This window comes from Sporosarcina sp. NCCP-2331 (genome assembly GCF_023707945.1).
Lineage (GTDB): Bacteria > Bacillota > Bacilli > Bacillales_A > Planococcaceae > Sporosarcina > Sporosarcina cascadiensis.
Genome location: NZ_BRCD01000003.1, coordinates 69,776 through 94,225 on the forward strand (window position 1 = coordinate 69,776; position 24,450 = coordinate 94,225).

General features: G+C 45.3%; 29 protein-coding genes. 22 read left to right on the top strand and 7 right to left on the bottom strand.

Annotated features, from left to right (window positions below):
• Positions 1-39: 39 nt before the first annotated feature.
• On the bottom strand, positions 40-228 hold the full coding sequence (locus NCCP2331_RS02680) for a hypothetical protein (RefSeq protein ID WP_309296354.1): 189 nt from the start codon (positions 226-228) through the stop codon (positions 40-42).
• Positions 229-515: 287 nt separating this feature from the next.
• Between NCCP2331_RS02680 and NCCP2331_RS02685 the strand changes: the two genes are divergently transcribed.
• The 11 genes from NCCP2331_RS02685 (at position 516) to NCCP2331_RS02735 (ending at position 9,394) form a co-directional block, all read left to right on the top strand.
• The gene (locus NCCP2331_RS02685) at positions 516-1,205 is read left to right on the top strand and encodes a response regulator transcription factor (RefSeq protein WP_251668308.1); all 690 of its coding nucleotides are present in this window, start codon (positions 516-518) and stop codon (positions 1,203-1,205) included.
• Positions 1,183-1,362 (top strand): hypothetical protein, encoded by a 180-nt coding sequence (locus tag NCCP2331_RS02690; protein ID WP_251668310.1) that lies wholly within the window; start codon positions 1,183-1,185, stop codon positions 1,360-1,362. Before NCCP2331_RS02685 ends, NCCP2331_RS02690 begins: the two co-directional genes overlap by 23 nt.
• Positions 1,362-3,572, top strand: coding sequence for a sensor histidine kinase (locus NCCP2331_RS02695; protein WP_251668312.1), 2,211 nt, complete (start codon positions 1,362-1,364; stop codon positions 3,570-3,572). The genes NCCP2331_RS02690 and NCCP2331_RS02695 overlap by 1 nt, the downstream gene beginning before the upstream one ends.
• Before the next feature lie 151 nt (positions 3,573-3,723).
• Entirely contained in the window at positions 3,724-4,074 is a 351-nt protein-coding gene (locus NCCP2331_RS02700) for a hypothetical protein (RefSeq protein ID WP_251668314.1), read from the top strand.
• Between the two features lie 60 nt (positions 4,075-4,134).
• Positions 4,135-4,596: a DinB family protein gene (locus NCCP2331_RS02705; RefSeq protein ID WP_251668315.1), complete on the top strand. Its 462-nt coding sequence runs from the start codon at positions 4,135-4,137 to the stop codon at positions 4,594-4,596.
• 305 nt (positions 4,597-4,901) lie between these two features.
• Positions 4,902-5,249 carry a lmo0954 family membrane protein gene (locus NCCP2331_RS02710; protein ID WP_251668318.1) on the top strand — a complete coding sequence of 116 codons (348 nt, stop codon included), beginning with the start codon at positions 4,902-4,904 and terminating at the stop codon, positions 5,247-5,249.
• Between the two features lie 14 nt (positions 5,250-5,263).
• Positions 5,264-5,896, top strand: coding sequence for a PspA/IM30 family protein (locus NCCP2331_RS02715; RefSeq protein ID WP_251668320.1), 633 nt, complete (start codon positions 5,264-5,266; stop codon positions 5,894-5,896).
• Between the two features lie 50 nt (positions 5,897-5,946).
• Positions 5,947-6,648 carry a cell wall-active antibiotics response protein LiaF gene (gene liaF, locus NCCP2331_RS02720; RefSeq protein ID WP_251668322.1) on the top strand — a complete coding sequence of 234 codons (702 nt, stop codon included), beginning with the start codon at positions 5,947-5,949 and terminating at the stop codon, positions 6,646-6,648.
• Positions 6,645-7,685: a sensor histidine kinase gene (locus NCCP2331_RS02725; protein WP_251668324.1), complete on the top strand. Its 1,041-nt coding sequence runs from the start codon at positions 6,645-6,647 to the stop codon at positions 7,683-7,685. Before liaF ends, NCCP2331_RS02725 begins: the two co-directional genes overlap by 4 nt.
• A complete protein-coding gene (locus NCCP2331_RS02730; protein ID WP_251668326.1) occupies positions 7,663-8,295 on the top strand; it encodes a response regulator transcription factor in 633 nt (210 codons plus the stop codon). Before NCCP2331_RS02725 ends, NCCP2331_RS02730 begins: the two co-directional genes overlap by 23 nt.
• A 268-nt stretch (positions 8,296-8,563) precedes the next feature.
• Entirely contained in the window at positions 8,564-9,394 is an 831-nt protein-coding gene (locus NCCP2331_RS02735; RefSeq protein WP_251668328.1) for an undecaprenyl-diphosphate phosphatase, read from the top strand.
• A 164-nt stretch (positions 9,395-9,558) separates the two neighbouring features.
• Here the strand turns inward: NCCP2331_RS02735 and NCCP2331_RS02740 are convergent, their stop codons facing one another.
• The 3 genes from NCCP2331_RS02740 to NCCP2331_RS02750 all read right to left on the bottom strand — a co-directional run bounded on the left by NCCP2331_RS02740 (position 9,559) and on the right by NCCP2331_RS02750 (position 11,560).
• Entirely contained in the window at positions 9,559-9,840 is a 282-nt protein-coding gene (locus tag NCCP2331_RS02740; RefSeq protein ID WP_251668329.1) for a hypothetical protein, read from the bottom strand.
• A 141-nt stretch (positions 9,841-9,981) separates the two neighbouring features.
• Entirely contained in the window at positions 9,982-10,452 is a 471-nt protein-coding gene (locus NCCP2331_RS02745) for a DMP19 family protein (protein WP_114925431.1), read from the bottom strand.
• 370 nt (positions 10,453-10,822) lie between these two features.
• Positions 10,823-11,560 carry an MBL fold metallo-hydrolase gene (locus NCCP2331_RS02750; protein WP_251668331.1) on the bottom strand — a complete coding sequence of 246 codons (738 nt, stop codon included), beginning with the start codon at positions 11,558-11,560 and terminating at the stop codon, positions 10,823-10,825.
• A gap of 163 nt (positions 11,561-11,723) precedes the next feature.
• On the opposite strand from NCCP2331_RS02750, the gene NCCP2331_RS02755 reads away from it, so the two are divergent.
• The 7 genes from NCCP2331_RS02755 to NCCP2331_RS02785 all read left to right on the top strand — a co-directional run bounded on the left by NCCP2331_RS02755 (position 11,724) and on the right by NCCP2331_RS02785 (position 19,023).
• Positions 11,724-12,077, top strand: coding sequence for a hypothetical protein (locus tag NCCP2331_RS02755; RefSeq protein WP_251668334.1), 354 nt, complete (start codon positions 11,724-11,726; stop codon positions 12,075-12,077).
• A gap of 38 nt (positions 12,078-12,115) precedes the next feature.
• Entirely contained in the window at positions 12,116-13,021 is a 906-nt protein-coding gene (locus NCCP2331_RS02760) for a PhzF family phenazine biosynthesis protein (protein WP_251668335.1), read from the top strand.
• 496 nt (positions 13,022-13,517) lie between these two features.
• Positions 13,518-14,711 carry a class I SAM-dependent rRNA methyltransferase gene (locus NCCP2331_RS02765; RefSeq protein ID WP_251668337.1) on the top strand — a complete coding sequence of 398 codons (1,194 nt, stop codon included), beginning with the start codon at positions 13,518-13,520 and terminating at the stop codon, positions 14,709-14,711.
• A gap of 95 nt (positions 14,712-14,806) precedes the next feature.
• A complete protein-coding gene (locus NCCP2331_RS02770; RefSeq protein ID WP_251668339.1) occupies positions 14,807-15,193 on the top strand; it encodes a hypothetical protein in 387 nt (128 codons plus the stop codon).
• A 16-nt stretch (positions 15,194-15,209) separates the two neighbouring features.
• Entirely contained in the window at positions 15,210-15,704 is a 495-nt protein-coding gene (locus NCCP2331_RS02775) for a DUF1648 domain-containing protein (RefSeq protein WP_251668341.1), read from the top strand.
• 61 nt (positions 15,705-15,765) lie between these two features.
• Entirely contained in the window at positions 15,766-17,460 is a 1,695-nt protein-coding gene (locus tag NCCP2331_RS02780; protein ID WP_251668342.1) for a DUF2207 domain-containing protein, read from the top strand.
• Positions 17,461-17,610: 150 nt separating this feature from the next.
• Complete coding sequence (locus NCCP2331_RS02785; protein ID WP_251668344.1) at positions 17,611-19,023, top strand: cryptochrome/photolyase family protein; 1,413 nt, start codon at positions 17,611-17,613, stop codon at positions 19,021-19,023.
• On the opposite strand, the gene NCCP2331_RS02790 is transcribed toward NCCP2331_RS02785, so the two are convergent.
• Positions 19,020-19,976: a MerR family transcriptional regulator gene (locus NCCP2331_RS02790; protein WP_264879209.1), complete on the bottom strand. Its 957-nt coding sequence runs from the start codon at positions 19,974-19,976 to the stop codon at positions 19,020-19,022. The two genes, NCCP2331_RS02785 and NCCP2331_RS02790, sit on opposite strands and share 4 nt — an antisense overlap.
• A gap of 55 nt (positions 19,977-20,031) precedes the next feature.
• Between NCCP2331_RS02790 and NCCP2331_RS02795 the strand changes: the two genes are divergently transcribed.
• The 4 genes from NCCP2331_RS02795 to NCCP2331_RS02810 all read left to right on the top strand — a co-directional run bounded on the left by NCCP2331_RS02795 (position 20,032) and on the right by NCCP2331_RS02810 (position 23,666).
• Positions 20,032-20,490 (top strand): hypothetical protein, encoded by a 459-nt coding sequence (locus tag NCCP2331_RS02795; protein ID WP_251668348.1) that lies wholly within the window; start codon positions 20,032-20,034, stop codon positions 20,488-20,490.
• Between the two features lie 126 nt (positions 20,491-20,616).
• Positions 20,617-21,909, top strand: coding sequence for a globin-coupled sensor protein (locus NCCP2331_RS02800; protein ID WP_251668349.1), 1,293 nt, complete (start codon positions 20,617-20,619; stop codon positions 21,907-21,909).
• 17 nt (positions 21,910-21,926) lie between these two features.
• Positions 21,927-22,997, top strand: coding sequence for an ABC transporter permease (locus NCCP2331_RS02805; RefSeq protein ID WP_251668351.1), 1,071 nt, complete (start codon positions 21,927-21,929; stop codon positions 22,995-22,997).
• Positions 22,998-23,666 (top strand): ABC transporter ATP-binding protein, encoded by a 669-nt coding sequence (locus tag NCCP2331_RS02810; RefSeq protein WP_251668353.1) that lies wholly within the window; start codon positions 22,998-23,000, stop codon positions 23,664-23,666.
• 78 nt (positions 23,667-23,744) lie between these two features.
• Here NCCP2331_RS02810 and NCCP2331_RS02815 read toward each other — a convergent pair whose 3' ends face one another.
• Both NCCP2331_RS02815 and NCCP2331_RS02820 read right to left on the bottom strand, forming a co-directional pair.
• Positions 23,745-24,170 (bottom strand): hypothetical protein, encoded by a 426-nt coding sequence (locus NCCP2331_RS02815; RefSeq protein WP_251668355.1) that lies wholly within the window; start codon positions 24,168-24,170, stop codon positions 23,745-23,747.
• 58 nt (positions 24,171-24,228) lie between these two features.
• Complete coding sequence (locus NCCP2331_RS02820; protein WP_251668357.1) at positions 24,229-24,426, bottom strand: helix-turn-helix transcriptional regulator; 198 nt, start codon at positions 24,424-24,426, stop codon at positions 24,229-24,231.
• Positions 24,427-24,450: the final 24 nt, after the last annotated feature.

The following is a 24,450-nucleotide window of genomic DNA, read 5'->3' on the forward strand; positions in this document are numbered from 1 at the left end:
CCTGCTATGTAAAAGACCCGCATCCGCGGGCTTTAGAAATTATGGATTGACAGTGTAGTCGTCGCCTGTCTGCACACGCTTCTTGTCTTTTTGTGAATTTGCATTATTTTTCTTTGCTTCATCATTTTGTCCGATCACATCCAGATCATCGGGGCTGAGATCGTAACCGTAGCCGTACTCTTCCCTCATTTTGCGATTATCCTTTTTCGGTTTGTCTTTATTCGGCACTGTATTCACCTCCATTATAGAAGTGTGGCTCGTTATCTGCGGATTATGCGGTGGCTATGAGCAGCTGAATTCAGTTATGATCACTCGCGAAGGATGAATGATCACCTGTGAATGCCGTATGATCACGAGCAGCAGCGCTATGATCATTCAACCCGGGTTTATGAGCGACTGTGCAGTTTCTATGATCACGCCGCAATGAAACCTTAAGAATTTCTTCATACTTATCATGAATCTTTATTCAGAGTTGGATGATAGAATAAAATCATAAGTGAGACGGGGTGAAGGGAATGGCGGAATTTACAGTACTGGTTGCGGATGACGATAAGGAAATCCGTGAAGGAATTGAGATTTATTTGAAAAATGAAGGCTATGATGTGCTGAAAGCGGAGGACGGTCGGGAAGCGCTTGAGTTATTGGCTTCCAATGAAGTACATTTGCTCATTCTTGATATTATGATGCCGAATATGGATGGCATTACGGCAACTTTCAAAATTCGGGAAGTGCAGAATATCCCGATTATCATGCTGAGTGCAAAAGTCGAGGATTCGGATAAAATCCACGGACTGTCAGTCGGAGCGGACGACTATGTGACGAAGCCGTTTCATCCGCTCGAGCTGATGGCGCGTGTGAAATCGCAGCTTCGGCGCTATGTGCAGCTCGGGACATATGAAGGACAGAAAATGATTGAAATTGACGGACTCGTCCTCAATGAAGAGGCGAAGGAGCTGACGGTGAATGGGACACCGGTTCGGCTCACTCCGATTGAGTATAAGATCACAGAACTGCTGATGAAGCATCCGGGCCGGGTGTTTTCTATCAATGAAATTTATGAACGCGTGTGGAATGAAGAAGCATACAATGCGGAGAATATCGTGGCGGTGCATATCCGTAAAATACGAGAGAAAATTGAAGCAGATCCGAAAAATCCAAGGTACGTGAAGGTGGTGTGGGGCGTTGGCTACAAAATCGAGAAATAAAAGTGGTATTGTCTGGTCACTGATCGCTATTGCCTTTGCTGTCGTCAGTCTCCTATATTGTGCGTCGTTTGCGGCCGAATTAGTTGTAAACGGATGGGAACGCTTGAGTCTGGCTGTGGATTACTTTGGAAGAATTGTAAAAGGAGATGTCATTTGATGAGAAAGCAGCTGAAGTTCGCATTATGGCCGGCTTTAGTCGTCATTGCCCTGGTCGGTGTATTGTCAATTTTTTATACCGGACCAAAATATACAGGCAAGACCTGGTTTGAAACTGAGGATTTCAACTGGCAATTAGAATCCATTTATGAAGATGTAAGCGTCAACGTATTGAATCGGATTGATCCGAAAGAAGCGAAGGAGAAACTGATCGTCACACAGCAAGAAATCGATGACTATCGCTTCCAATACGGTACACTGGCTGAACAGCTCGATAATATCGAGAGGCAATATCGTACGAGAATAGCGGAAGCGAAGGAAAATAAAAATGAAACCTTGCTGCTGGCTCTTGTCAAAGAACGTGACAATAAGCTGGAGGATATACAGGAAAACTTCAATAATGATGAATATGTGGAACGGAAAATCAGGAAGGAAAAAGAACGGCAGCTAACCGGCTACTTGGAACTGCAGAAAGAAAACTATTCAAGAGGGTTTGCGGTCGCCTATGATTTCGTGGATACGGAAACTGGCGAACGCTTCACGAAAGGGGATGTCTCCGATCCGGCAGCGTTCAAGAAAGTATATAATGAAGTAAACGGCTATTTCCGTGCGGATTCTCTGCCAGATGGCGCCAACTATAACACTCAGACAATGGAGTATGCTTCAGATGACCACATAGTATTGAGTGAAGAAAATCTTCAGCAAGTGAAAAATCCCGTGCGTAAATTGTCTGGAACGCTTATCATTTCAAAAGCTGCATTGGCCGGGGGAGAATTACAGCAGAGAGTACATGACTTTAATTTGCAAAAAATCTTGTTATATAGTTTTTGGATCCTCACCGTACTGGCAATCATCGCCCTGCTGACAGTGGTGAAATTTAAAAAGGACTGGGTGATCGGAACCAAGGAAGCCGTAAAGTATAGTCGTTTGAAAATAGACTTGCAGATTGCGCTGCTCTTATTGTCTGCCGCCATTTTATTTGTCTATCTGCAATCTGTTGCATTTAACCTGCCTCACGAATTATATCCTTATTCACTAGGACGGTATGCATCAAACATTATGATCTTCACAATCTTCGGCTATCTGCCTGCAGCGTTTACCGCATTTCAGCTCGTCTCTTTGATGGAAACGCTGAAACAGTCACGCGATGTGGAAGCTCTGATGAAAGACAGTTACGCAGCCGGACTTTTGCGGAATGTTAACGAATTATTCAGCAATCGGACAATTGGCGTGCAGCTATTTTCACTGTTAATCATCTTTTTCTTGGCGGGTATTGGCTTCGTAGGAATATTTTTTGCTCCGGAACTGGCTGTCATTTACGCTTTTTGTGTAGTATTTGTTGCATTGCCTGCATTATTCTTATTTGTTCGGAGGGGAGCATACTTAAATCGTATCTTATCCGCGACGGACGCGATGGCGGCGGGTCATTTGACGCAGGAGATTCCGGTCAAAGGCAAGTCGCCGTTGGCAAAACATGCACGGAATCTGAACAATCTGCGTGATGGCGTGCGCATCTCGACGAATGAACAGGCGAAAAGTGAACGCTTGAAAACGGAGCTGATCACGAATGTCAGCCATGACTTACGGACACCGCTCACTTCGATCATTACGTATACTGATTTGCTGAAAGATGAAACGCTGTCTGTAGAAGAACGGACGAAATATGTGGGGATTATCGATCAGAAATCACAGCGTCTGAAAACGCTGATTGAAGATTTATTCGAAGTATCGAAAATGGCGAGCGGCAATTTGGAGCTGGTGAAGCAGCATGTGGACTTGAATCAGCTGATGCAGCAGGCATTTGCCGAACATGCGGAGGATTTTTCTGATGCAAACCTGGACGTGCGGATTTCATTGCCGGAAGTACCGGTGTATGCACTCGTTGACGGACAGAAATTATGGAGAGTGCTGGATAATTTGCTGATCAATGCATTGAAGTATTCTTTGCCTGGTACCCGTGTCTATGTCAGTCTTCAAAAAACAGCCAATCAGGCACGGTTCACCATGAAAAATATTGCGAAATATGAAATCGGCGGCAATACTGCTGAATTATTCGAAAGGTTTAAACGCGGCGATGAATCAAGACAGACGGAAGGGTCAGGCCTCGGCCTTGCCATTGCGCAGTCGATTGTTGAATTGCACGGCGGCAGGATGGATGTGGAAGTCGACGGTGATTTATTCAAAGTGACCATTGATATAGCAGCTGGGTAAATGGATTCAGGGGAATACGGGAGGAAACTCCTGTCTTTCTCTGAATTTTTAAATTAAAGAAGGAAGCAGTTTGTGCGGCGGCGAATTGGGGTATGTATAAGGAGTGGAGTTTCTTCAAAATGATGACATCTTTAGAAGGAGGAATGTTACGATGACAATTATTGATGGTAAATACCCAAACAAAAAAGATCTGGAACCTAAAGTCAAAGACATGTCAGATAAAAATAAAAGAGTTATAGATCCGGATGCACTTCCATTGGCAGATCCTGCTGATTCGGATTCAACAGCTGTATTCAGGGAGAATGCGCAGGATGAGACAGGCGAGCATAAGCCTTCTGCATACAGCCAGAATAAATCACCAAGCCAAAATTATCATGACCTGAAACCAGGAGAGCAATTCCCGTTCGGTGATCAGGAAGAGTATAACCGGAAGTTTAACCAAGAAGCACACGGACAATGGAATGAACATAAGAAAATTGAGAAGCCAACAGACTTATCCTAATGACCAGCCCGCTGATCTGCGCGGCTGTTTTTAGATAGAGAATATAAGGGGCGGGATGAAATGGGAACAGTTCAACAGTTATATCTGGCAAGGGGCTACACATTAAACTTGCTGAAGAAAGCGGATGAAGACGCGTGGGACAGACAGCCGGAAGGATTTTCTAATACGATTCGCTGGAATGCCGGACATATATATAATCTGGCCGATTATCTATTAAGTCAGGCTTTGGAGAGTTATGAAGTACAGCATCGTGAATGGGCGGGCTATTTCAAAGCAGGCACGAGCCCATCAGACTGGCTGGAGCTTCCTCCGTCGGAAGAAGAGCTGTTTGCCGCAATGAAAGACCAGGGCAAATTCATTTCAGAGCTGACAGATGAGCAATTGGGGCAGGTACCGGATACGCCTATTGAAATCGGCAAATTTATTACATTGTATACGGTAGACGATGTATTGAGTTTTCTTGCGTGGCACGAAGGGATTCATGCCGGACTGATTGACGGGTTGGCCAGAGTAAATAGATGAATGCAGGCAGTCAGATAATATCTGGCTGTTTTTTTGCGCGCACATTTCTGGCTGCCGCACCAAAACAGGTGATGACCGAGCGAAAAACAACTTCCACCGCGCCAAAAACATGTGATAAAGAGCGAAAGTCAGCCTGAAGCGCGCCAAACCGGAACGAGACCGAGCGAAACCCGTTCATAACCGCACCAAACCAAGCCCTACATACTTCTCAGCCTTAAGTCTGAGACGGAAATCCGCTATGCGACCGTCGGAGGAAACCGGAATTCATTATAAACTAAGGTTACAAATGAAGGGAGGACATACACATGAAAAAACTTGGACTTGTACTGCTGGGAATTGCGGCAGTGTTTACGCTGGGGATAAATATAGGCCCGATGATTGCACTCGCAGTGTCAGGAGCTATCGCATTTGTCAGCTTTCATTACTGGAGAAAGAGTCAATCCGCATTCGCGAAGGCGGTTTGGATGATTGTTTTGATTGTAAGTTTGATCAGCTCGATTTCGAACATTCCCGCTTTCATCGGTATTGTCGCATTGATCGGGATCTACTATGTGTGGCGCAAGTGGAATGAGCGCACTGTGAACCCGGATATCACGGACTCGAATGATCCATTCACAAATTTCGAACGCCAATGGAATGAAATGACTAAGTAAAGGAGAGATGGGCAATGAACGCATTTTGGCATCGGTTAAAATATACGGTACAGGAAGATTTGAATAGTTTGATGGACAAGAAGACGGGGAAAGAGAACCCGATTGAGCAGCTGAATCAATACTTTTTGGACGCCCAGCAGCAGACAGCGGAGATCGGCAAGCTGCTCGAACGTCAGGGAAGACTGAAACAGGAGCTGGAGCAGGAGCGTCAGGACGCGGATTTGATGGCAATGAAACGCCGCCGTCAGCTTGAACTGGCAGAAGCAACGGGCGAGGAAGAACTGATTTCATTCGCGAAAGCGGAAACGGAAGCTTATGAAGGACGTGTGGCGCGTCTGTCTGCAAGCATTCAGGAAGCGACGAATGAATTGCTTTCATTGGAGCGGAAGTTTGAAGAAATGAAGCACCGCGTGAAAGATATGCGGGTTCGCCAGCTGCAGTTGATGGGTAAGGAAAACGTGACGCGGGCACAGGAGAAGATGGATCGATTTGCAGCTCCGGAGACTCTATTCTCGACGCTCGACGACCTGCATTCCTACATCGAAAATCTGGGCGGTTCGAAACGTTCGGCGTCATCTGCTTCTTCGATGGAGCAGCGGTTAGATTCATTGGAAAAAAGCAGCGCAAAACAAGAGGAAATTGTGTAAACTAGAGGAGGAAGCGCTTTGCTTCCTTCATCGAGAAGGGGGAGAATGAAATGAACGGCAATGGTTCGAATAAAGTGGCGATGCTCGTGCTTGGTTTTCTGGCGCTGGCTTTCGTGGAATCCGTGCTTCTTGGAAACGGCAATATTATTTTTCTCCTTCTCGGTGGAGTTTTCTTCTATTATGGATATAAGCAACGTGAGAAATGGACGGTCATCATCGCCAGTATTTTTATTTTTCTCGCATTGATGAGTCTTTGGAGCTTGCGGCTGCTCTTTCTCGCTGCCATTGTATATGTGTTGGTGAAGATGTGGAAAGGGACGCCTTCCAATGAAATCTTCGGTACGCTGCGGACAGAGCGTGCGCAAGGTTCGGAAGGTCTATGGAGAAATCGTCTGTTTTCCGTCCAGTCCACACCGTTTTCCGCGTATGAGTGGGAAGACGTTCATATGCAGGGGTTGTTCGGAAATATTCATGTAGATGTGACAGATACGGTGCTTCCTAAAGGGGCATCCTTTATTTCGATTCGGCAGAGTGTCGGCAAAATTATTATTGATCTGCCGTACGATATTCCGGTGCGTTTTCATTATGCGACGCTGTATGGCGAAGCGAATGTGTTGGGCCGCGGACCGCGCCGTTTGCTGAATGAATCGATGCAGGAGACGGACGGCTATGAAACGAAGCAGCCGAATGACCCTGAATTGATTATTTCACTGTTTACGTGGATCGGTGATGTGGAGGTGCGGAGAAAATGAGATCAATCATTAGCCGTACGATACTTCTGACACTGATATTCAGCAGTTTGGTTGCTGTATTTTTCTATTTATTTATTGATACGACTCTGGAAGGCTACGGCATCATGCTGATGGAAACAGAGGCTGCAGAAATGCCTTTGGCTGCGTGGCTTTTGATGACCATTTTCGTGATCAGCCTGATGATTGCAGTCTGGATGACGTCGAGCAGCCGGACAAAAGAGCTGTTTATTAAGCAGAAGCTTGAAAATCTTTATTCGAAACAGGAATTTGTTCCGTCGAAAAAGATGAATAAACAGATAAATCATTCAATCGAGCAGTTATATGACGTACTCCACGCGCAGCGCAATAGCCTGCGGCGTATTACTGATGAACGTTCTGAAGCACAGGATCAGATTATTCAGGAACGTATCGTCCAAGAAAGGCAGCGTTTGGCGAGAGAACTTCATGACTCAGTTTCCCAGCAATTATTTGCGGCGTCCATGCTGTTGTCTGCCATTGCAGAACAGGCGGAAGAAGGACCAATCCGGAAACCGCTGCTGCAGGTGGAAAAAATGGTGCAGCAGGCCCAGCTTGAAATGCGGGCGCTCCTGCTCCATTTACGTCCGGCGGCTTTGCATAATCAGTCGCTCTCCAAGGGGCTTGAAGAGTTATTGAATGAATTAAAGGAAAAAGTGACATTCGATATTACGCATCGTCTGGAGGACATTGAGCTTTCAAAAGGAGCGGAAGATCATTTATTCCGGATTGCGCAGGAAACGTTGTCCAATACATTGCGGCATGCGAAAGCGACGGAAGTGGAAGTATTATTGATTGAGCGCGGAGGCCTGGCGATTTTACGTGTGCAGGATAACGGTGTAGGATTCAGGCAGGATGACGGCAAGGGCGGTTCCTACGGTCTTCAGAATGTGAAGGAACGGGCGATTGAAATCGGCGGTAGCTGTAAAATTGTGTCGGTGCCTTCGCAGGGGACGATTGTAGAAGTTCAATTACCGATAGAGAGAGGAGTGACCGCTGATGATTCGGGTATTGTTGGTTGATGATCATGAAATGGTTCGCATTGGAGTATCGGCTTATTTGCAGATGCAGCCGGACATAGAAGTGATCGGGGAAGCGGAGAACGGCAGGATAGCCGTGGAAAAGGCGCTCGAATTGCGGCCTGATATTATTTTGATGGACATGGTGATGCCTGAAATGAACGGTGCTGAAGCGACAGCTGCCATTATTGCCAATTGGCCGGAAGCAAAAGTTATTATTGTGACGAGCTTTTTGGATGATGATAAGTTATATCCGGCTCTCGAGGCAGGCGCGGTCAGCTATATTTTGAAGACGTCCAATGCCAAGCGGGTGGCAGACGCGATTCGGGAGACGATGCAGGGACAGACCGTTCTTGAGCCGGAAGTAACGTCAAAAATGATGAGTAAAATGCGCGGCGGACAAACTCATGAACTGCATGAAGAGTTAACTGAAAGGGAACTTGAGGTGCTGCTGCTGCTTGCCAAAGGAAAGTCTAATCAGGAAATAGCGGATGAACTTTTTATTGCGCTGAAGACGGTCAAGACGCATGTCAGCAATATCTTATCGAAATTGGAAGTCCAGGACCGCACACAGGCGGTTATTTATGCGTTTCAGAAGAAGCTGGCGGATTGATCGGTAATAGTGTGCATATGTGTAACCTATAATACATATTGTGGATAAAGAAGATTTCTAGAGTTAAATAGTCAGAAATTACGAACTTCTCCACAAACTATCCACTGACATTGTGCATAACTGTACATTAAGGCAAGTAAATATTTTAGTATGCACATGTGGATAAGTTATTGCGGAAACTTATCCACTGATCTCGGCGTCATGATTGTACTGCCGTGCAGCAGAAAATAGCATAGCGGAAGGGCAGCCTTCGCGGAAAGAGAGTTCTATGGAATTATTCGATTTAATTAAAGCATTAATTTTAGGTTTTGTAGAAGGTATGACAGAGTTTGCTCCTGTTTCTTCAACGGGCCATCTCATTATCGTGGATAATATGTGGCTGAAAACAGAGGAGTTTTTAGGGAAATATCCGGCGATCACATTCAAGATCGTCATTCAGTTGGGTTCAATTTTGGCGGTTGTCGTGGTATTTTGGAAGCGATTATTCAGTCTTGTCGGGTTGTATAAAGTGGACAGCGATGTGAAAATGAGCGAGCGCTTCAATTTGCTTCATGTGATTGTCGGGATGCTGCCGGCCGTTATTTTAGGCTTTGCATTTAAAGACTTGATCGATGATTATTTATTTGGAATCGAAACTGTCATCTATGCACTGGTGGCAGGAGCGCTGTTAATGATTGCGGCGGATAAATTTGGTCCGAAACAACCGAAGATTCAGACGTTGGATCAAATTACATACCGGCAGGCATTCACTGTCGGACTCGTGCAGTGTCTGTCGCTGTGGCCCGGTTTTTCGCGTTCCGGCGCGACCATTTCAGGCGGTGTGCTGTTTGGAATGAATCACCGGACAGCAGCGGATTTTACGTTCATCATGGCGGTGCCGATCATGGCAGGTGCCAGTCTTGTGTCTGTAATGAAAAACTGGGAGTATATGTCGATGGACCATATCTGGTTTTATGTAGTCGGGTTCCTGAGCGCGTTCGTGTTCTCGCTCATTTCAATCCGCTTCTTCCTGAAGTTGATTTCGAAAATTAAATTGGTGCCGTTTGCGATTTACCGGATTGTGCTGGCTGCTGTTTTAGCGGTTATTGTGTTTTTATAAGAAAAGAAACGACCAGGCCATTAGTATGCGGCTAGGTCGTTTTTTTATCGTTAATCTAATAAGAGAGTGAGTAAATTCTATCTTCAATATCACCCCGAATGCAGAACGGATGCAATTCGCTTTCCCGCAATCGCGCGCGATTCCTGAAAAGACAAAAGTTATTATTACTTTGTGATAACCACTTTTTTTGTCATTACGTTTGTCATTACAAAAGCAGCTAGTGCAAAACCAACTAAAAAGAGAGCAAGAATTAAATACGCTGCACCTTCAAATCCTCTAACAGTTACAAAGCCGAAGTAAAATAGGATTATCGCAGCTATTACTGTAGCGACTCCCGGTAGATTTCTTACAAGTACAGAAAAACCTTTTTTTGTTAAGCCCCAAGTAATCAACAATACAATGCTTCCCGACAAAATAGCCCCAAGAAATGGTGCTAAAATCATCATTCTAATCAATCCCTCCATTTTTAAAAAAATTGATTACTTTACTAATCCACTCTAGATAATGTTCCGATAATGCAATTCAGGGCACTTCTTTATTCAGTTAAAGCGCCCGATTACGGAAGGTACTATAGCATCCTTTATTGATTAATCTTCAACTACATCTATTAAATCAGTATGAATACTAACAAAGTAAGCTTTTAGTAAATTCTCTAATATCCCGTTAAGCTTGTGATATTCGTCATCAGCCTTTTTAATAACATTATAAAATTCATCTTCTTCTATCTCATCATTTTCTAGAGCAACGTACAACCTCCACAATTCTTGACCATATCTTTTCTCAATCATTGCATAGTCTTGAGCACCAATTTTCTCGAGGGTAGGTATTAATTTGTTTAAATAAATGTCAATGCTTATCTCATCGATATACGATTCAATCCAATTCAGTAAAGTTTCGTGTCCTCCACTTTCAAGCTCAGAATAGTATTGAAAAACAATAAATGCTTCATTTAAAACTGTGTCTTTAGTAGATAAATCACATTCACTTATCACTGTTATAATAGTGTTCCATATATTGTCGTTGTCTAATAAATCTCTTCTGTTCATTTTAGGTTTCATAGTATTCCCCTTAATGATTACTTTCTTGCAACAGTCTTAAACTAAATGGCCCGTTTCTTGAACAAGCCCACTTCTTACTACCCCTATTCTATCACAAAACTATTTGTCCTCTTTAATACTTACAGTTACTTCCAAAACAATTTTCCAATCCTCAATTAATACATTTAATAGCATTACAATTAGTACTTTAATTTATAACCAGACAAAATTATAGGATGTTGTGAATTATTTTTTTCTTGGCATTGCAGATTCGCTCGAATTTCAAACCGCATCGTTGATACAGCAACAAAAAAAGGGACACCAATTCATATGCGAATTGCGTCCCCGGTTGGTATACAATTTTATGTTTTCTTCCCGTGTTCCGAACCCGTTATGAAAAAGAGTAATTTTTCCCTACCTCTGCAATCTCTGCGGGGCCTTTGAAGACATTTTGTGCTTCTTGCAAAATATCTTCTATGTTCCCGTGATGCGGGAGGTGGGTGAGGATTAGTTGTCCGACTTTGGCTTCATTCGCTAGTTTTCCTGCCTGGCTGCCGGCCATGTGCCCGGGTGATACGCCGATATGTTCTTCGTACAAATTGGCTTCGCTGAACAGCAGGTCTGCGCCTTCTGCGAATGAAACGAGCTTGTCCGACCATTCAGTGTCTGCGGTGAAGACGGCGGACTGATGCCCTACTGAAAACTTGATGGCGAGGCAGTAGACGGGATGGACAGTCGGACAGAAAGTGACGGTGAAAGGTCCGATCTGTTTTGTCTGTTGCTCTTTAATTTCGATGCCGCGGGTCTGCTGGTTGTGGGTCAGTTTTGCGAACTGCTGTTTATCCCGCGCGTGACCGTAAATCGGCAGTACCGGAGAAGGCTGTCCGAGATAATACTGGATTAGACGGCTGTACTGCAGGCTGCCGATATCCGCGATATGATCGGCGTGATAATGGCTGATGACGACGGCGTCGAGCTGCTCCAAGGCGATATAGTTCTGCAGGGATGCAAGCACGCCGCTGCCGCAGTCGATCAGGCAATGAAATCCGTCATGTTCGATAAGAAAAGAAGACGTCGCACCGTTCGCTTTCGGATAGCCGCCCCAGATGCCGAGGGGAATGATGTTCATGAGAATTCCTCCTGTTCGTTGTGATCATTCCTTTATTGTAAGGGATGAGCATGCAAAAGTCGTAGAAGTTTATGCTGGCCTGCCGTTTCCTTGTATGGTGTGAAGAAGTATAATGAAGTGTATTGAATAGTCGAACAGTTTGGAGGGGAGCTGGCTGGAGAGAATGATGAAGGTGAAAATCATAGGTTTTATGCTGTGCAGTTTGATTTTATTCGGCTGTTCTCCGAGCTTGATGAAACAAAATGCGAATGAAATTTCGAAAAAACAAGCGGAAACAATTGCCATTGATACAGCAACTGCGGAAGGTTATAGCAACTCCAGATTATTTACATTGTACAATACGAAAACGGTGAAGGCTTTTCATTATTCGAAGAAACTGGATCAAGACGTCGAAGTGTGGGCAGTCCGGCTTCTGACGGATAACCGGGAGTATATGGAAGGCATGCTGGAAGATTTGGTATATTATATGGATATTTCGAATGGAGAAGTAGTGGATAAGATCAGCGGTGTAGATTGAAAAAATTGCTGTGTATTTATTAATTGGAGGAATTTAAAGTGAAATCAATAGAAGTTTATCATTACGATGCATTCAGTAAAGAGCCGAATAAAGGCAATCCTGCAGGGGTTGTGTTGGATGGTGACGATTTAACAGATACCGAGATGCAAGAAATTGCTTTTAAAGTGGGCTTTAATGAAACGGCTTTTTCGATAAGGTCTGATGTGGCCGACTTGAGAATCCGCTTCTTTACCCCCGGGCATGAAATGAATTTATGTGGTCATGGAACAATGGCAACAATCTATGCATTGATAACAAAAGGGCTCTTAGGCAATAAAACAGAATTAACCATAGAAACCAAAGCCGGAATTTTACCGATCAACATCCATACCTCTACTGCAAATGAAATACAGATCGAAATGAGACAAGCGCCTCCACAATTTGAAGCGTTTAACGGGTCTAAAAAAGATTTAGCCAATTCAATCGGGTTAGAGGCATCAGATATTGATGACAGTCTTCCCATACTATATGGCAGCACGGGCACATGGACATTGTTGATCCCCATCAAGAAATTGGAGAGCTTTAAGAAAATGCGTCCTAATAATCAGCAGTTTCCTTCAATTCTAAAAGAAATGCCGAAGACATCACTTCATCCGTTCTGTCTACAAACCTATGATCCAACTGCCGATATGCATGCAAGGCATTTTTCTTCTCCTTACTCAGGAACCGTCGAAGATGCCGTTACGGGAACCGCTTCCGGCGTGATGGGTTCTTATTTTGCCAGCTATATAAAGAAGGATTTATTTGATGGAACTATGAGTCTTGTCGTAGAACAGGGGCAGGAAATAGGGAAGGACGGCAGGGTAATGGTACATATCTCAAAAAGCGATGAAATCTATAAGGTTGGAATATCAGGTAATGCGGTTTTTGTTACAAAATTTGATGTTTTATTAGAAGGTGAATAAGGGCAGCATATTGCTTATTACATCACGTTGCCAAAGAGATCATCCGTCTCTTCGTCTCTAGTCCCATAGTAATTACCGGCCATGTCGTCAGCTTCTTTGATCAGCGCTTTTAAAGCTTGGGTCATAAGTAAAAGTGCTGTGCGGTAAAAAGCGCCTCAGGTCCAGTCTGTCTTATGCCTGTCGCCTCTAAGCGCCACCTTTCACTTTTGGTTCATCTAGCTGTAGCGGCTAGGAGCTCGGGTCATAAGCCGGCCTGGCCATGAGGCAAAAAGCGCCTCAGGTCCAGTTCGTCTTATGCCTGCCGCTCCTACCAAGCCGCTTTCGCTTTTGATTCATCCAGTTGCAGGCGCCAGCTGCTCGGGACGTTTCGAAATTACCAAAAAGACAAAGAGCGTCTTTCCGGTAATTCCTCCAACGCCTGTCGCAGCTACCCGGCGCCTTTCACTTTTGGTTCATCCATGCGATAATAGGGAAAATACATTCTAAGGATGACGATATGAGTAAATTAGTGGAGATACAGTTAAATGCACAGGGGACAGTGGCTTTGAAGAAGGGCTATCCGTTGATTTTGAAGGATGCTGTGATGAGTGATGTTCATGCGGAAGAAGGCAGTTTGATTAAATTGACGGACCGCTATCATAAATTTTTGGCTAAGGGTTATTACGGCAAGCAGAATAAAGGAATTGGCTGGGTGCTGACTTCGAATGAACAGGAAGAGATCGATTTTGATTTCTTTGACCAGAAGATGTCGGCTGCGTTTCAACGCCGTGATTTGCTTATGGAGGATCCCGATACGACGGCATTCCGTTTGTTTAACGGAGAAGGGGACGGTATCGGCGGTCTGGCGATTGATTATTTTGATGGTTATTATATGGTCAGCTGGTACAGTGAGGGGATCTATGCATTCCGTCACCATATTTACAATGTGCTTGATAAACGTGCGGAGTACAAAGCGGTTTATGAAAAGAAACGCTTTGATACACAAGGGCAGTACGTGGAGCAAGATGACTTTGTTAAGGGGACGCCTGGAGATTTCCCGATTATTATTAAGGAAAACGGCATGCAGTTTGCGGTGGACTTGAATGACGGTGCGATGACAGGGATTTTTCTTGATCAGCGTGATGTGCGCGAGGCCATTCGCGACAATTATTCCGAAGGCCGCGAAGTGTTGAATACATTCTCTTATACAGGAGCATTTTCAGTGGCGGCGGCCCTTGGCGGTGCTACGAAAACGACGAGCGTGGATTTAGCTAAACGCAGTGTGGCGAAGACGATTGAACAGTTCAGTGTCAACGGCATTGATTATGAGCAGCAAGATATTAAAGTGATGGATGTTTTTGATTATTTCCGTTATGCGAAGCGCCATGACATGAAGTTCGGCCTTGTGGTGCTGGATCCGCCAAGCTTTGCGCGTTCCAAGAAATATACGTTCAGCACAGCGAAGGATTACCCGATGCTGATGAAAGAAGCAATTGCTGTGACGGAGAAAAACGGAATTATCGTAGCGTCTACGAACAACGCAAGTTTCAGTATGAAAAAGTTTAAAGGTTTCATTGAGCAGGCGTTCAAAGAAACGGATATCCGCTACAAAGTACTTGAAGAATCAACTTTGCCGAAGGATTTCCGCACGCCCCGAGACTATCCGGAGTTCAATTATCTGAAAGTCGTGATCGTGAAGAAACTTCGATAACCAGCCTGATGAAACCGTCACAGAAACGTCGGGTGACAGTGACAATATTTCCTAGTACGCTTGGAGTAACAAGTTGTGAAACGGGAGGTAATGATATGAAACAGTTGCTGGCCCTGCTGTCTGTAACGGGACTGTTTCTTCTGGCGGGATGCTCCAATGTCTACAGTCAGGAAGACGGCTATCGTATGGCAGTGATTAATCAGGGATTTCCTGTGCCGAAAAATGCCTATGAAGTGAAACCGGAAGAATGTACGGATGAAATTTCGAAGGCTGCAAAATATACACTGCAGGGAATTGGTGATGAAAACGGAGATCCACCTGCTCATTATTTGCGCACGATTGAAGAATGGGGCTGGACGGAGATGGTCGATGATCGCAGAGGAGCCATTCATTTCTACGAAAAGAATGGGAAGATCATGTCGCTGAACATTCGCGAAAATGTCTTTGACGTTTTTGAAATGACAAGTGAACCTGCTTCATAAACAGGGGAGGTGCGGTATGCAGACTGAAAAACCGAAAATGAATATAGCCAAACCCGTAATGGCGAAAGTCTTCGATTTATTGATCATCGCGTTATTCGTCGCTTGCCTGCTTTACTTGTTTTTGCAGTGGAATCAGCTGCCCGAACAAATCCCAGCTCATTTTGGCGCCGACGGGGAAGTGGATCGATTCGGCTCCAGGTTCGAATTGTTGCTGCTGCCTGCTATAGCCGTTGCGATGTGGGTCGGCTTATGGTTCTTGGAAAAATATCCTCATGTATATAACTACATCAACTTGAAGCCGGATAATGTCAAAATCCAATATCGTTACGGTGTAATTTTCATGAATATCGTAAAAAACATCAGTACTTTGCTGTTCATTTTTATCATATGGCAAATGACTGATATCGCGCTGGGACTGACAGAATCATTGAATATGCCCATTTTCATTGGGATTATGGTGCTGCTTTTTGGTTCCATAGGCTATTATATGTATCGTGTGATGAAGTTGTAATCAGAATAGTTGAAACCATCCTTCACCTCTTACCGTATAGACATGGTAAGGGGTGATTTTCATGAAGTGGAGACTTTTAACAGTCGCGATGCTGGCATTTGTTTTATTCCCGACACCGGCCGGAGCAGTCGACTTCAGCATACCGGATGTGCAGATAGATGCACAGCTGCAGCAGGACGGCACAGTGCGGGTGAATGAGAAGCATACGTATGAATTTGATTCGAAATTTAAAGGGATTATTCGGGAAATTGCGCCGAAAAAAGGGTCGGCGATTGAGCGGTTTGAGGCCTTTGAAAACGGCAATAAGTTAGATGTGGAGAAGAAGAAAGATGAATATCGGATACAGCGGAAAGGGAAGAAGGGCACGTATGTATTCGATCTGCGTTATGAAATTAAGGATGGCATGACAAAATATGAAGACGGTGCAGAATTTTACTGGCCATTTTTCGACAAACGTAATGAAACAGACTATGGCAATATGACAATTACAATTATGCCGCCTGATCGGGCTCATGATGTGCTGTTCGCAGGGTATAACAGTGCAGAAGAAAAAGGATCCCTGCAAGATGACGGAAGTGTACTATTTGCGCTCGGTGAAGTTGCAGAAGGAACGAATGGCGATATCCGTGTCGTATATGAACCATCGCTATTTCCTGCGATGACTGCGGTGGACAGAAAAGTCCGGCCGGCTGTCAGAGCGGATCTGCAGCTGCAGGAAATTGAGCGGGCGCAATTTGCGGCCAATAAAGAGAAGACAAACTTTATTGGGGGAATTGTCCTTGGCGTCAGTGCACTGAGTGTTGCAATGGCCAGCCTATTTGCCGGCCTCAGGAGAAAGCGTTACATTCGGGAAGTGAAATCGCAAATCGCATCGAGCGGTTTCTTTGTTCCGTCTTATGACATCAGTCTGCCGGCGACTATTTTATTTAAAAAGGGAGCAGCGACTGTTGAACTTATGTCAGCCGCGCTTCTCGATCTGGTGCGTAAAGGCAATGTGCGCCAGATTGCCGATGACGAATTCGAATTAATTGACGTCAATGCGGAGCTCGACCACGAACAGGAATTGATCAAGCTGCTGTTTTTCCAGGTCGGCGATGACACGCGCTTCACATTGTCACAGCTGAAAGCATACACGAAAGAAGAGAAGAATTATGAGGAGTGGTCGAAGTCCTTTACTATGTGGAGCCAGTTGCTGTTGAACGAACGAAAGCAGTATGATCTGAAGGAATCCAGTGCAGGTATTCGTTCCCTATTTAGTATCATCACATTAACGGGCATCACGCTCGCGATCTTTTTCGGTGTATATGAGCTGTTTATGCTGATGACATTTGCTATAGTTCTTGCGGTACTTTCTCTGCTGTTTGCGATTTTTTACAGCCCGCGAAGTTACGCAGGCACATTGATGCTTCAGGAATGGCAGCAAGTGGAGGATTGGATGAACAATATGGAGCCGAATAAATGGGATGCTTTAACTACCGATGACCGTTTCCGTGTACTGATTTACGGGGTGGGTATCCAGCACCCTGAGCTGGAAGCGTATTACGAAGAGTTTGCCGAGGCGCAGAAGCAGCTGGCGGCACATCGATCGGTATCCGGCTCGGAATACGGCAGCGATGGTTTCTATGTTCACAATCCGGTCTTCCTGACGGGCTCATTCAACCAGGCTTCTTCAAATGTATCGTCCAATGCGCCAAGCAGCAGTTCAAGCAGCGGCGGAGGAACCGGTGGAGGAGGCGGCGGATCGGGAGCTTTCTAGTCATTGCGCAAACCAGGCGGGCAGAACGCGCCAAAACTGCCCGTCACCGCGCGAAAAAGAAAGGCAGCCGAACCAATCACTGTCCGCAGAGCACCAAAACAGCAAACTGCCGCTCAATCAGCTGACTTAAGCCGCTAAAAGGAGGAACTTATGCAAAAAACGATTGTCTGGTTTCGAAAGGATTTACGATTGCACGATCATCCGGCGTTAACAGAGGCGGCAGCACACGGGGAAGTGCTGCCGATTTTCATTTTGCCTGAAAAACCTCACGCAGCTTCAGACTGGTGGCTGCATTACAGTTTGCTTGAGCTGCAGCAGAAATTTTCGGATCAAAAGATACAGTTCATTGTTAGAAAAGGTAATCCAGTGGAGCAGCTGCAAATCATTCAAAAAGAGAGCGGGGCCGGCCAGCTCGTTTTCAATGAACTGTATGATCGGGTCAGCAGAGAACAGGAACGTGAGCTGGCAGCTTCTTTTGAAAAGATTGAAATACAGATGCGTTCTTTCCAGGGGAATTTACTCGTGCCGCCCGACGTAATCTTCAATAAAACCGGTGTGCCGTATAAAGTATTTACGCCGTTTTGGAAAAGACTGCGGCAGGAACCGATTGCACAGCCATTGCCTGTACCTGAATTGCTTCAGTCGTCAGTTACACTGGATTCATTGGACGCAGATGAATGGAATCTGCTGCCTGACCATGTCTGGCCGAAAAAGCTCGATACGCATTGGGAGCCGGGGGAAAAAGCCGCGATAAAAGTCTGGCAGCTGTTCAGTGAAAAAGGGCTGTCATCTTATAAAGAAGGACGGGATTTGCCGGCAGAATCTTTTGTGTCGCGTTTGTCTCCGTACCTGGCTGCCGGTAATATCAGTGTGCGGTCGCTTTGGTATGAAGTGCTTACTGCGGCAGAAATAGCCGGTGATGAACAGGCAGAAGCTTTCTTGCGCCAGCTCGCCTGGCGGGACTTTGCTCATTATCAGCTGCTATATTTTCCGGACATGAGTGAAAAACCGGTGCGTCCTGAATTTGAACGCTTCCCATGGAAACCCCAAGAGGAGCAGATTCAGGCGTGGAAGAAAGGTCAGACCGGCTATCCGCTCGTTGATGCGGGAATGCGCGAACTTTGGGAAACCGGTATTATCCATAATCGTGTGCGGATGATCGCCGCTTCATTTCTGATCAAGCATTTATTAGTGGATTGGCGGGTTGGACTGAGGTGGTTTGAACAGACACTGGTGGACTGGGATGAAGCGAATAATGCGATGGGGTGGCAGTGGGTTGCCGGCAGCGGATTTGATGCTTCTCCTTATTTCAGGATCTTCAACCCGATTATACAGGGAGAAAAATTTGATTCGGCAGCGGAATATGTGAAGAAGTGGGTGCCTGAGCTCGCAGAACTGCCGGTAAAGTATATATGGCAGCCTGCAGACGCACCTGCAGAAGTGTTAAAGTCGGCCGGCGTTAACATCGGTGATGACTATCCGGCTCCGATTGTCGATCACCGGGCAGCCCGCATGCTCGCACTGGCTGCTTATGAAGAAATTAAGAAATCAGCCGATGATTAAATATTGTCAATTGACTCAAGCAGGCGTATATATTTCATTTCCAGCTGATCTGCCCAAATATGCGCACCATATCCGCCCAGGTAAAATTCCGTGTCGGGATGCTTGCCTGCGAAATCATCCAGTTCCTTCATCAGCATCGGATTTTCCTCAAATGGCGTAGTGGTGGATGCGGACAGCAGCACTTTTGCAGGTTTAATGCTTTCAGTGAAGGATTGAATGGCTCCAGGAGCGGGCGAAGCGCCGATCATCGCTGTACGCCAGCCTTTCAGCATCAGTTGCAGCAGGATGATGTGCACAGGAATCTCGTGTGATTCATTTGGAAGACAGGCACCAAGAATGAGCGGTGCATCATTCCGGTATTGGAAGTTGCGCCGCAGCTGAACAAGCTGATCACGCACCACCAGACTTGATAACGCCTCCTGGTATTCGTCCCACTCACCAGCGGCCCAGTTATCACCGACTTTTTTCAGGAACGGAATGACGATTTGCTTCAGATAGCGTTCCAGGCCAAGACGATGATAGGCGGCCAGCAATGAAAAGTTCAATTCCAGTTCGTCGCATTTTTTTCCATGGCGCAGAAGCTCCTGGAGTGCCTGATCTGTGTAAGTTTCTGCTGGTTCAGAAGAAAAGTCGGAATGCTGCTGGGATTTTGCCATCTCAGAGGCCTGCGCAAGCGCAAAACCATCCTCTGCATAACGCTTCATCAATAGATAGAGACGGATGTCTTCTTCCCGGTATACACGGTAGCCGTTCTCCAGACGCTGCGGCACAACAATATCGTAGCGCTCTTCCCATTTCCTCAAGACCTGCCTCGACAAACCTGTTTGATCCGCAACCTGTTTAATTGTATAGGAGGGGGTTTCAGATGACGACTTCACAGCAATCAACCTTTCTGTACTGACTGATATGGAGTACTTTTTTCCGTTAAGTTCTAGATATCTAACATTATACATAGATTTGACGAGTTGAGTCAAATCTGTTATTTTTATCGTAAAAGAAGGTGACTCTATGAACACTAAGATTGTTTGGAAAGCTGCATGGTCCGGCGTAATAGCAGGACTAATATTAGCACTCTTCCTGAAAGGCGTCCAGGCAGTTACAGGCCGCAAAGTGTATACATTGTTGCTGAACGTCGACTATATCCCGGTTATAAAGGAGTTTCAGTTTCCTGAAGCTGCAGAAGTATCATTCCACTTAATCATCTCGGTTATTCTCTGTTTCCTGCTGCTTATTCTGTATAAAAGCAGCCGAGGCATCATGAGGAAACAATTCATTTGGACTTCGTTCCTAGTTAATGTGTTCATTGGCTTTTTACTGTACCCGACCACATCGTTTTCTGACCGTACTCCAGATGCCGCAGACATGCCGGCTCTTTTTTGGTGGATAGCGGGGCATGCGTTATACGGACTGCTGGCCGGCTGGATGGTGAAAAGGGTGGACAGGAAAGAAGAAGCAGATAGAAATTAATGATTATCTCTGGTGTTTTCGACTGACCGTCTGTATACTTAGCTGTAACAAACATTATACAAAGTGTGAACAACTAAGTGAAACACTGTTTGACCGTGTCAGTGAAAGAAAAAGAAGATTACAATAATGTGGATCACAAAAAAGCGCAAGACCCCGTCCTTAATTCAGCCTGTTTCCTCTGCTCCAGTTACGCTTCAAGTATCTGCAAAGGAAATTCAATTACAGCTGGACGCCATTAAATTGAGAGAGCGGGATTTGCAACTGCTCCGGGCGTTGAAAGAACCGATGCATGCGCGGATCGATGATATTGTCAAAGCATTCTACGACAGCGTAACAGCCGTGCCTCATTTATCTCATCTGATTCGGCAGCACAGCAATACGGATTATCTGAGTAAAATGCTGGCTGTTCATCTGGGCGGTTTGTTTGATGGTGTGATAGATGAGAAGTACTTAGAAAATCGCAGTAAAGTGGCGCATGCGCATATGCGTATCGGACTTGAGCCCAAGTGGTATGTGGCCGCATTTCAAAACTTGCATGCAACGATGCTGGACATTTTATTCGAATTGAAACTTGACCGTGCAGAAGAACAGGAAATGATTGTAGCGCTGAGCAAGATCCTGAATTTTGAGAAACAGCTGGTGATTGAAGCTTTTGAAAAGAGCACAACTGAAGAAATGCAGCGGAAACAGCAGGAAGTGAAGGACAGCGTGAAGCAGCAGATCGGCAGCATTGCACATGAAATTGAAGAAAAATCGGAGTCGACATATTCCGTTGTCAATGAATTGATTGAGCAGTTGGCTGAACTGGACGACAAGATTCAGAAGAGCATCGAGCGTTCTGAAGCATCGGCGAACCAGGCGCAGTCAGGAATCGAACAAATGGCCCAACTTGTTTATACGTCAGAAACGATTGTGAAGGAAACGGCCGGAATGGCGGTGTTGATCGATGAGCTGAACCGGGCGTCGGTCCAAATTGAAGAGGTGGTGCAGCTTGTCAAAACGATTGCTGACCAGACGAATCTGCTGGCTCTCAACTCTGCAATCGAGGCGGCAAGAGCAGGTGTTCACGGCGCGGGTTTTGCAGTTGTAGCGGATGAAGTGCGAAATCTGGCAGATCAAACGAAACAGTCGACGGATAATATCGCCCAACTTGTCTCGCAGTCTAAGGCGAAGACGCTGGCAGTGCATAAGGCAATTGAGCATGTGACAAAATATGCGGATCTGGGAATGAAAGAAACGGAGTCTACCAAGGTTACGTTCCAGACAATTACCGACACCGTTCATTTGACGATCGATGATAGTAATCATTTCTCCGATCATATGAATAATCTGCAGGAAGTGATTGCGTCCATCGGGAACGTATCGAAAGAAGTTGTTTCTACCTCACATGAGCTCGAAGAAGCAATCAATATCTTATAAAAGGAAGTGAATGATGAATGTTTTTAGCATGGAGTGAAATTAAGCGCAATAAATTACGTTTTTTATTGATTACGTCTATTTTATTATTAGTGTCATTTTTAGTATTCTTTTTATCGGGACTTGCAAACGGACTGGCGAGCATGAATCGGGAAGCAGTGGATAAATGGGATGCCGACGCAGTTTTACTGACGGAGGAATCCGATAAGAGCCTCTATCAGTCTGCATTCAACAAAGAGGAAGCCGATGCACTCGGTGCAGATGAAACTGCGATAGTCGGTCAGATGGGCTCCATCGCAAACAATGGGGACGTCAAAAAGAATGTCATTATGTTCGGAATAGTTCCTGAGGAATTTGTTATGCCCAAAGTAACCGATGGTGCTGCCGAATTTTCAGTGGAAAATGGAGTCATCGCGTCCGATGCGCTGAAAGATGACGGATTTAAAATTGGCGATAAACTGGAGTTGTCATCCAGTGATACAGAACTAGAGATCGTCGGCTTTACTGACAAAGCGCGTTTTAATGCGTCACCAGTGCTGTATATGGATCTGGAAGACCTGCAGCAGCTTAAATTCGGTGATGCAGCAGAGATCAACGCGGATATTGTCAGTGCGGTGGTCATTAAAGATAAGAGCTGGAACAGTTTGGAAGTACCGTCTGATATGGAGATCATTGAAATGGAAACATTCATTGAGAATTTGCCTGGCTACACCGAGCAGAATCTGACGCTGACGTATATGATCTACTTCCTGTTCGTCATTTCAGCAGCGATCGTAGCGATTTTCCTTTATGTGCTGACTGTGCAGAAAATCAGTATGTTCGGTTTAATGAAGGCACAGGGGATTTCAAGTAGTTATTTGGCAAAATCCGTGGTTGCCCAGACATTCATGCTGGCATTGATAGGGGTTGTTGTGGGATTCGGTCTGACACTGCTTGCTGGAAGCTTCCTGCCGAGCGCGGTACCTGTGCAATTTGATTTGCCGACGATGATCATTTACGGTTTGATTTTGATTGCGGTGGCTATTTTAGGAGCCGTCATCTCAGTATGGACGATCATTAGGATTGATCCGCTAGAAGCGATAGGAGGGTAAATGATGGTATTGGAACTGCGAAATGCAAAGAAGACGTTTGGCGAAGGAAATACGCTTGTGGAAGCGATGAAGGAAACGAACTTCAAAGTTGAACGCGGCGAACTGGTTGCGGTCATCGGTCCTTCGGGTTCAGGAAAAAGTACATTTCTGACGATCGCGGGCGGATTACAGTCCCCGAGTGAAGGCCAGGTCATTATTAACGGCAACGAGCTGTCGAAGCTCAATGAAAAACAACGCTCGAAAATTCGACTTCAAGAAATTGGTTTTATTTTACAGGCCTCGAATTTGGTGCCGTTCCTGTCAGTCGATGAACAACTTGAGCTGCTGAATAAAGTAAAGAAGAATAATATGCCGAAAGAGGAACGCCAGCAGTTGTATGGAGATCTCGGAATCGCAAAACTGCATAAAAAATATCCTTCTGATTTATCAGGTGGGGAACGCCAGCGTGTCGCAATCGCAAAAGCCCTGTACAGCAATCCGGCCATTATTCTGGCGGATGAGCCGACTGCTTCGTTAGACTCGGACCGTGCGTTTGAAGTGATGGAGCTGCTGCGCGATGAAACCAAGTCGAAGCAGACCGCAACGATAGTCGTCACGCACGATACGCGGCTGATCAAGTATTTTGACAAGGTATATCAAATGACAGACGGCGTGCTGGAACTCCAATAGGGTGCCTGTGCGCGAAACAAACGTGAATGTTTAAACATTCACGTTTTTTTGTACAATTAAACTTATTTATCGTTTCGCTTAATAGTTATAACGATAAGACAGATAAAAGGCGATAAAGCCTGAGATTGGAAGAATAGCTATTCCGAGCAGGACGATAAGCGGATGTACAGGGCCGAAAACGAGCAGGAATGCAGCGGCGATAATCAGAATAAAGGACAGCACAAAAACCGTAGAAAAGGCTATTTTGTATGCTTCCCCGACAATCTGTACTTCCCGTTCATCTTTTGGTGCAAGATCCGGTATGATGTTGCCTTTAAATACAATCCGGCCGTCATTTCTTTTCCTGTGTGCCAGTATTTCAATGACTAGGAGCACGATGGCAAGGTAGAACAAACTTTGAAAGTAAAAGTGGTAGGCAGATTGCGTCACGGTGCCGTACATGTTTAGAGCGAAGGAGAAAATTAAGAGAATCCTCAATAATATGGCATTCGTTAATAGTTTCATTGCTGATCCCCCCGTAAATATAGTAGTCGTCTGCCAGTTTTCCGGCCGGTAGGCAAAATCATTTTCCAGTTTTCCAGAAAATCTCTTCAATCGGCAGTCCGAATATTTCAGAAAGATTCATCGCAAGCAGCAGGGAGGGAATGTAGCTTCCTTTTTCCATTGCAGCGATCGTCTGCCTGGTAACGCCTGCTCGTTCTGCTAGTTCCCCCTGCGTAAAGTCGAACCTGGCCCGCAGCTCTTTCACTCGGTTATTCATCAACTTTCTTCCCCTCCGGAATAT

Bases quoted from the DNA above. Each gene is read 5' to 3' on its own strand.
- NCCP2331_RS02685 (WP_251668308.1), top strand. From the start codon at position 516: ATGGCGGAATTTACAGTACTGGTTGCGGATGACGATAAGGAAATCCGT.
- NCCP2331_RS02695 (WP_251668312.1), top strand. From the start codon at position 1,362: ATGAGAAAGCAGCTGAAGTTCGCATTATGGCCGGCTTTAGTCGTCATT.
- NCCP2331_RS02700 (WP_251668314.1), top strand. From the start codon at position 3,724: ATGACAATTATTGATGGTAAATACCCAAACAAAAAAGATCTGGAACCT.
- NCCP2331_RS02705 (WP_251668315.1), top strand. From the start codon at position 4,135: ATGGGAACAGTTCAACAGTTATATCTGGCAAGGGGCTACACATTAAAC.
- NCCP2331_RS02710 (WP_251668318.1), top strand. From the start codon at position 4,902: ATGAAAAAACTTGGACTTGTACTGCTGGGAATTGCGGCAGTGTTTACG.
- NCCP2331_RS02715 (WP_251668320.1), top strand. From the start codon at position 5,264: ATGAACGCATTTTGGCATCGGTTAAAATATACGGTACAGGAAGATTTG.
- liaF (WP_251668322.1), top strand. From the start codon at position 5,947: ATGAACGGCAATGGTTCGAATAAAGTGGCGATGCTCGTGCTTGGTTTT.
- NCCP2331_RS02725 (WP_251668324.1), top strand. From the start codon at position 6,645: ATGAGATCAATCATTAGCCGTACGATACTTCTGACACTGATATTCAGC.
- NCCP2331_RS02730 (WP_251668326.1), top strand. From the start codon at position 7,663: ATGATTCGGGTATTGTTGGTTGATGATCATGAAATGGTTCGCATTGGA.
- NCCP2331_RS02735 (WP_251668328.1), top strand. From the start codon at position 8,564: ATGGAATTATTCGATTTAATTAAAGCATTAATTTTAGGTTTTGTAGAA.
- NCCP2331_RS02740 (WP_251668329.1), bottom strand. From the start codon at position 9,840: ATGATGATTTTAGCACCATTTCTTGGGGCTATTTTGTCGGGAAGCATT.
- NCCP2331_RS02745 (WP_114925431.1), bottom strand. From the start codon at position 10,452: ATGAAACCTAAAATGAACAGAAGAGATTTATTAGACAACGACAATATA.
- NCCP2331_RS02750 (WP_251668331.1), bottom strand. From the start codon at position 11,560: ATGAACATCATTCCCCTCGGCATCTGGGGCGGCTATCCGAAAGCGAAC.
- NCCP2331_RS02755 (WP_251668334.1), top strand. From the start codon at position 11,724: ATGATGAAGGTGAAAATCATAGGTTTTATGCTGTGCAGTTTGATTTTA.
- NCCP2331_RS02765 (WP_251668337.1), top strand. From the start codon at position 13,518: ATGAGTAAATTAGTGGAGATACAGTTAAATGCACAGGGGACAGTGGCT.
- NCCP2331_RS02770 (WP_251668339.1), top strand. From the start codon at position 14,807: ATGAAACAGTTGCTGGCCCTGCTGTCTGTAACGGGACTGTTTCTTCTG.
- NCCP2331_RS02775 (WP_251668341.1), top strand. From the start codon at position 15,210: ATGCAGACTGAAAAACCGAAAATGAATATAGCCAAACCCGTAATGGCG.
- NCCP2331_RS02780 (WP_251668342.1), top strand. From the start codon at position 15,766: ATGAAGTGGAGACTTTTAACAGTCGCGATGCTGGCATTTGTTTTATTC.
- NCCP2331_RS02785 (WP_251668344.1), top strand. From the start codon at position 17,611: ATGCAAAAAACGATTGTCTGGTTTCGAAAGGATTTACGATTGCACGAT.
- NCCP2331_RS02790 (WP_264879209.1), bottom strand. From the start codon at position 19,976: ATGTATAATGTTAGATATCTAGAACTTAACGGAAAAAAGTACTCCATA.
- NCCP2331_RS02795 (WP_251668348.1), top strand. From the start codon at position 20,032: ATGAACACTAAGATTGTTTGGAAAGCTGCATGGTCCGGCGTAATAGCA.
- NCCP2331_RS02800 (WP_251668349.1), top strand. From the start codon at position 20,617: ATGTGGATCACAAAAAAGCGCAAGACCCCGTCCTTAATTCAGCCTGTT.
- NCCP2331_RS02805 (WP_251668351.1), top strand. From the start codon at position 21,927: ATGTTTTTAGCATGGAGTGAAATTAAGCGCAATAAATTACGTTTTTTA.
- NCCP2331_RS02810 (WP_251668353.1), top strand. From the start codon at position 22,998: ATGATGGTATTGGAACTGCGAAATGCAAAGAAGACGTTTGGCGAAGGA.
- NCCP2331_RS02815 (WP_251668355.1), bottom strand. From the start codon at position 24,170: ATGAAACTATTAACGAATGCCATATTATTGAGGATTCTCTTAATTTTC.
- NCCP2331_RS02820 (WP_251668357.1), bottom strand. From the start codon at position 24,426: ATGAATAACCGAGTGAAAGAGCTGCGGGCCAGGTTCGACTTTACGCAG.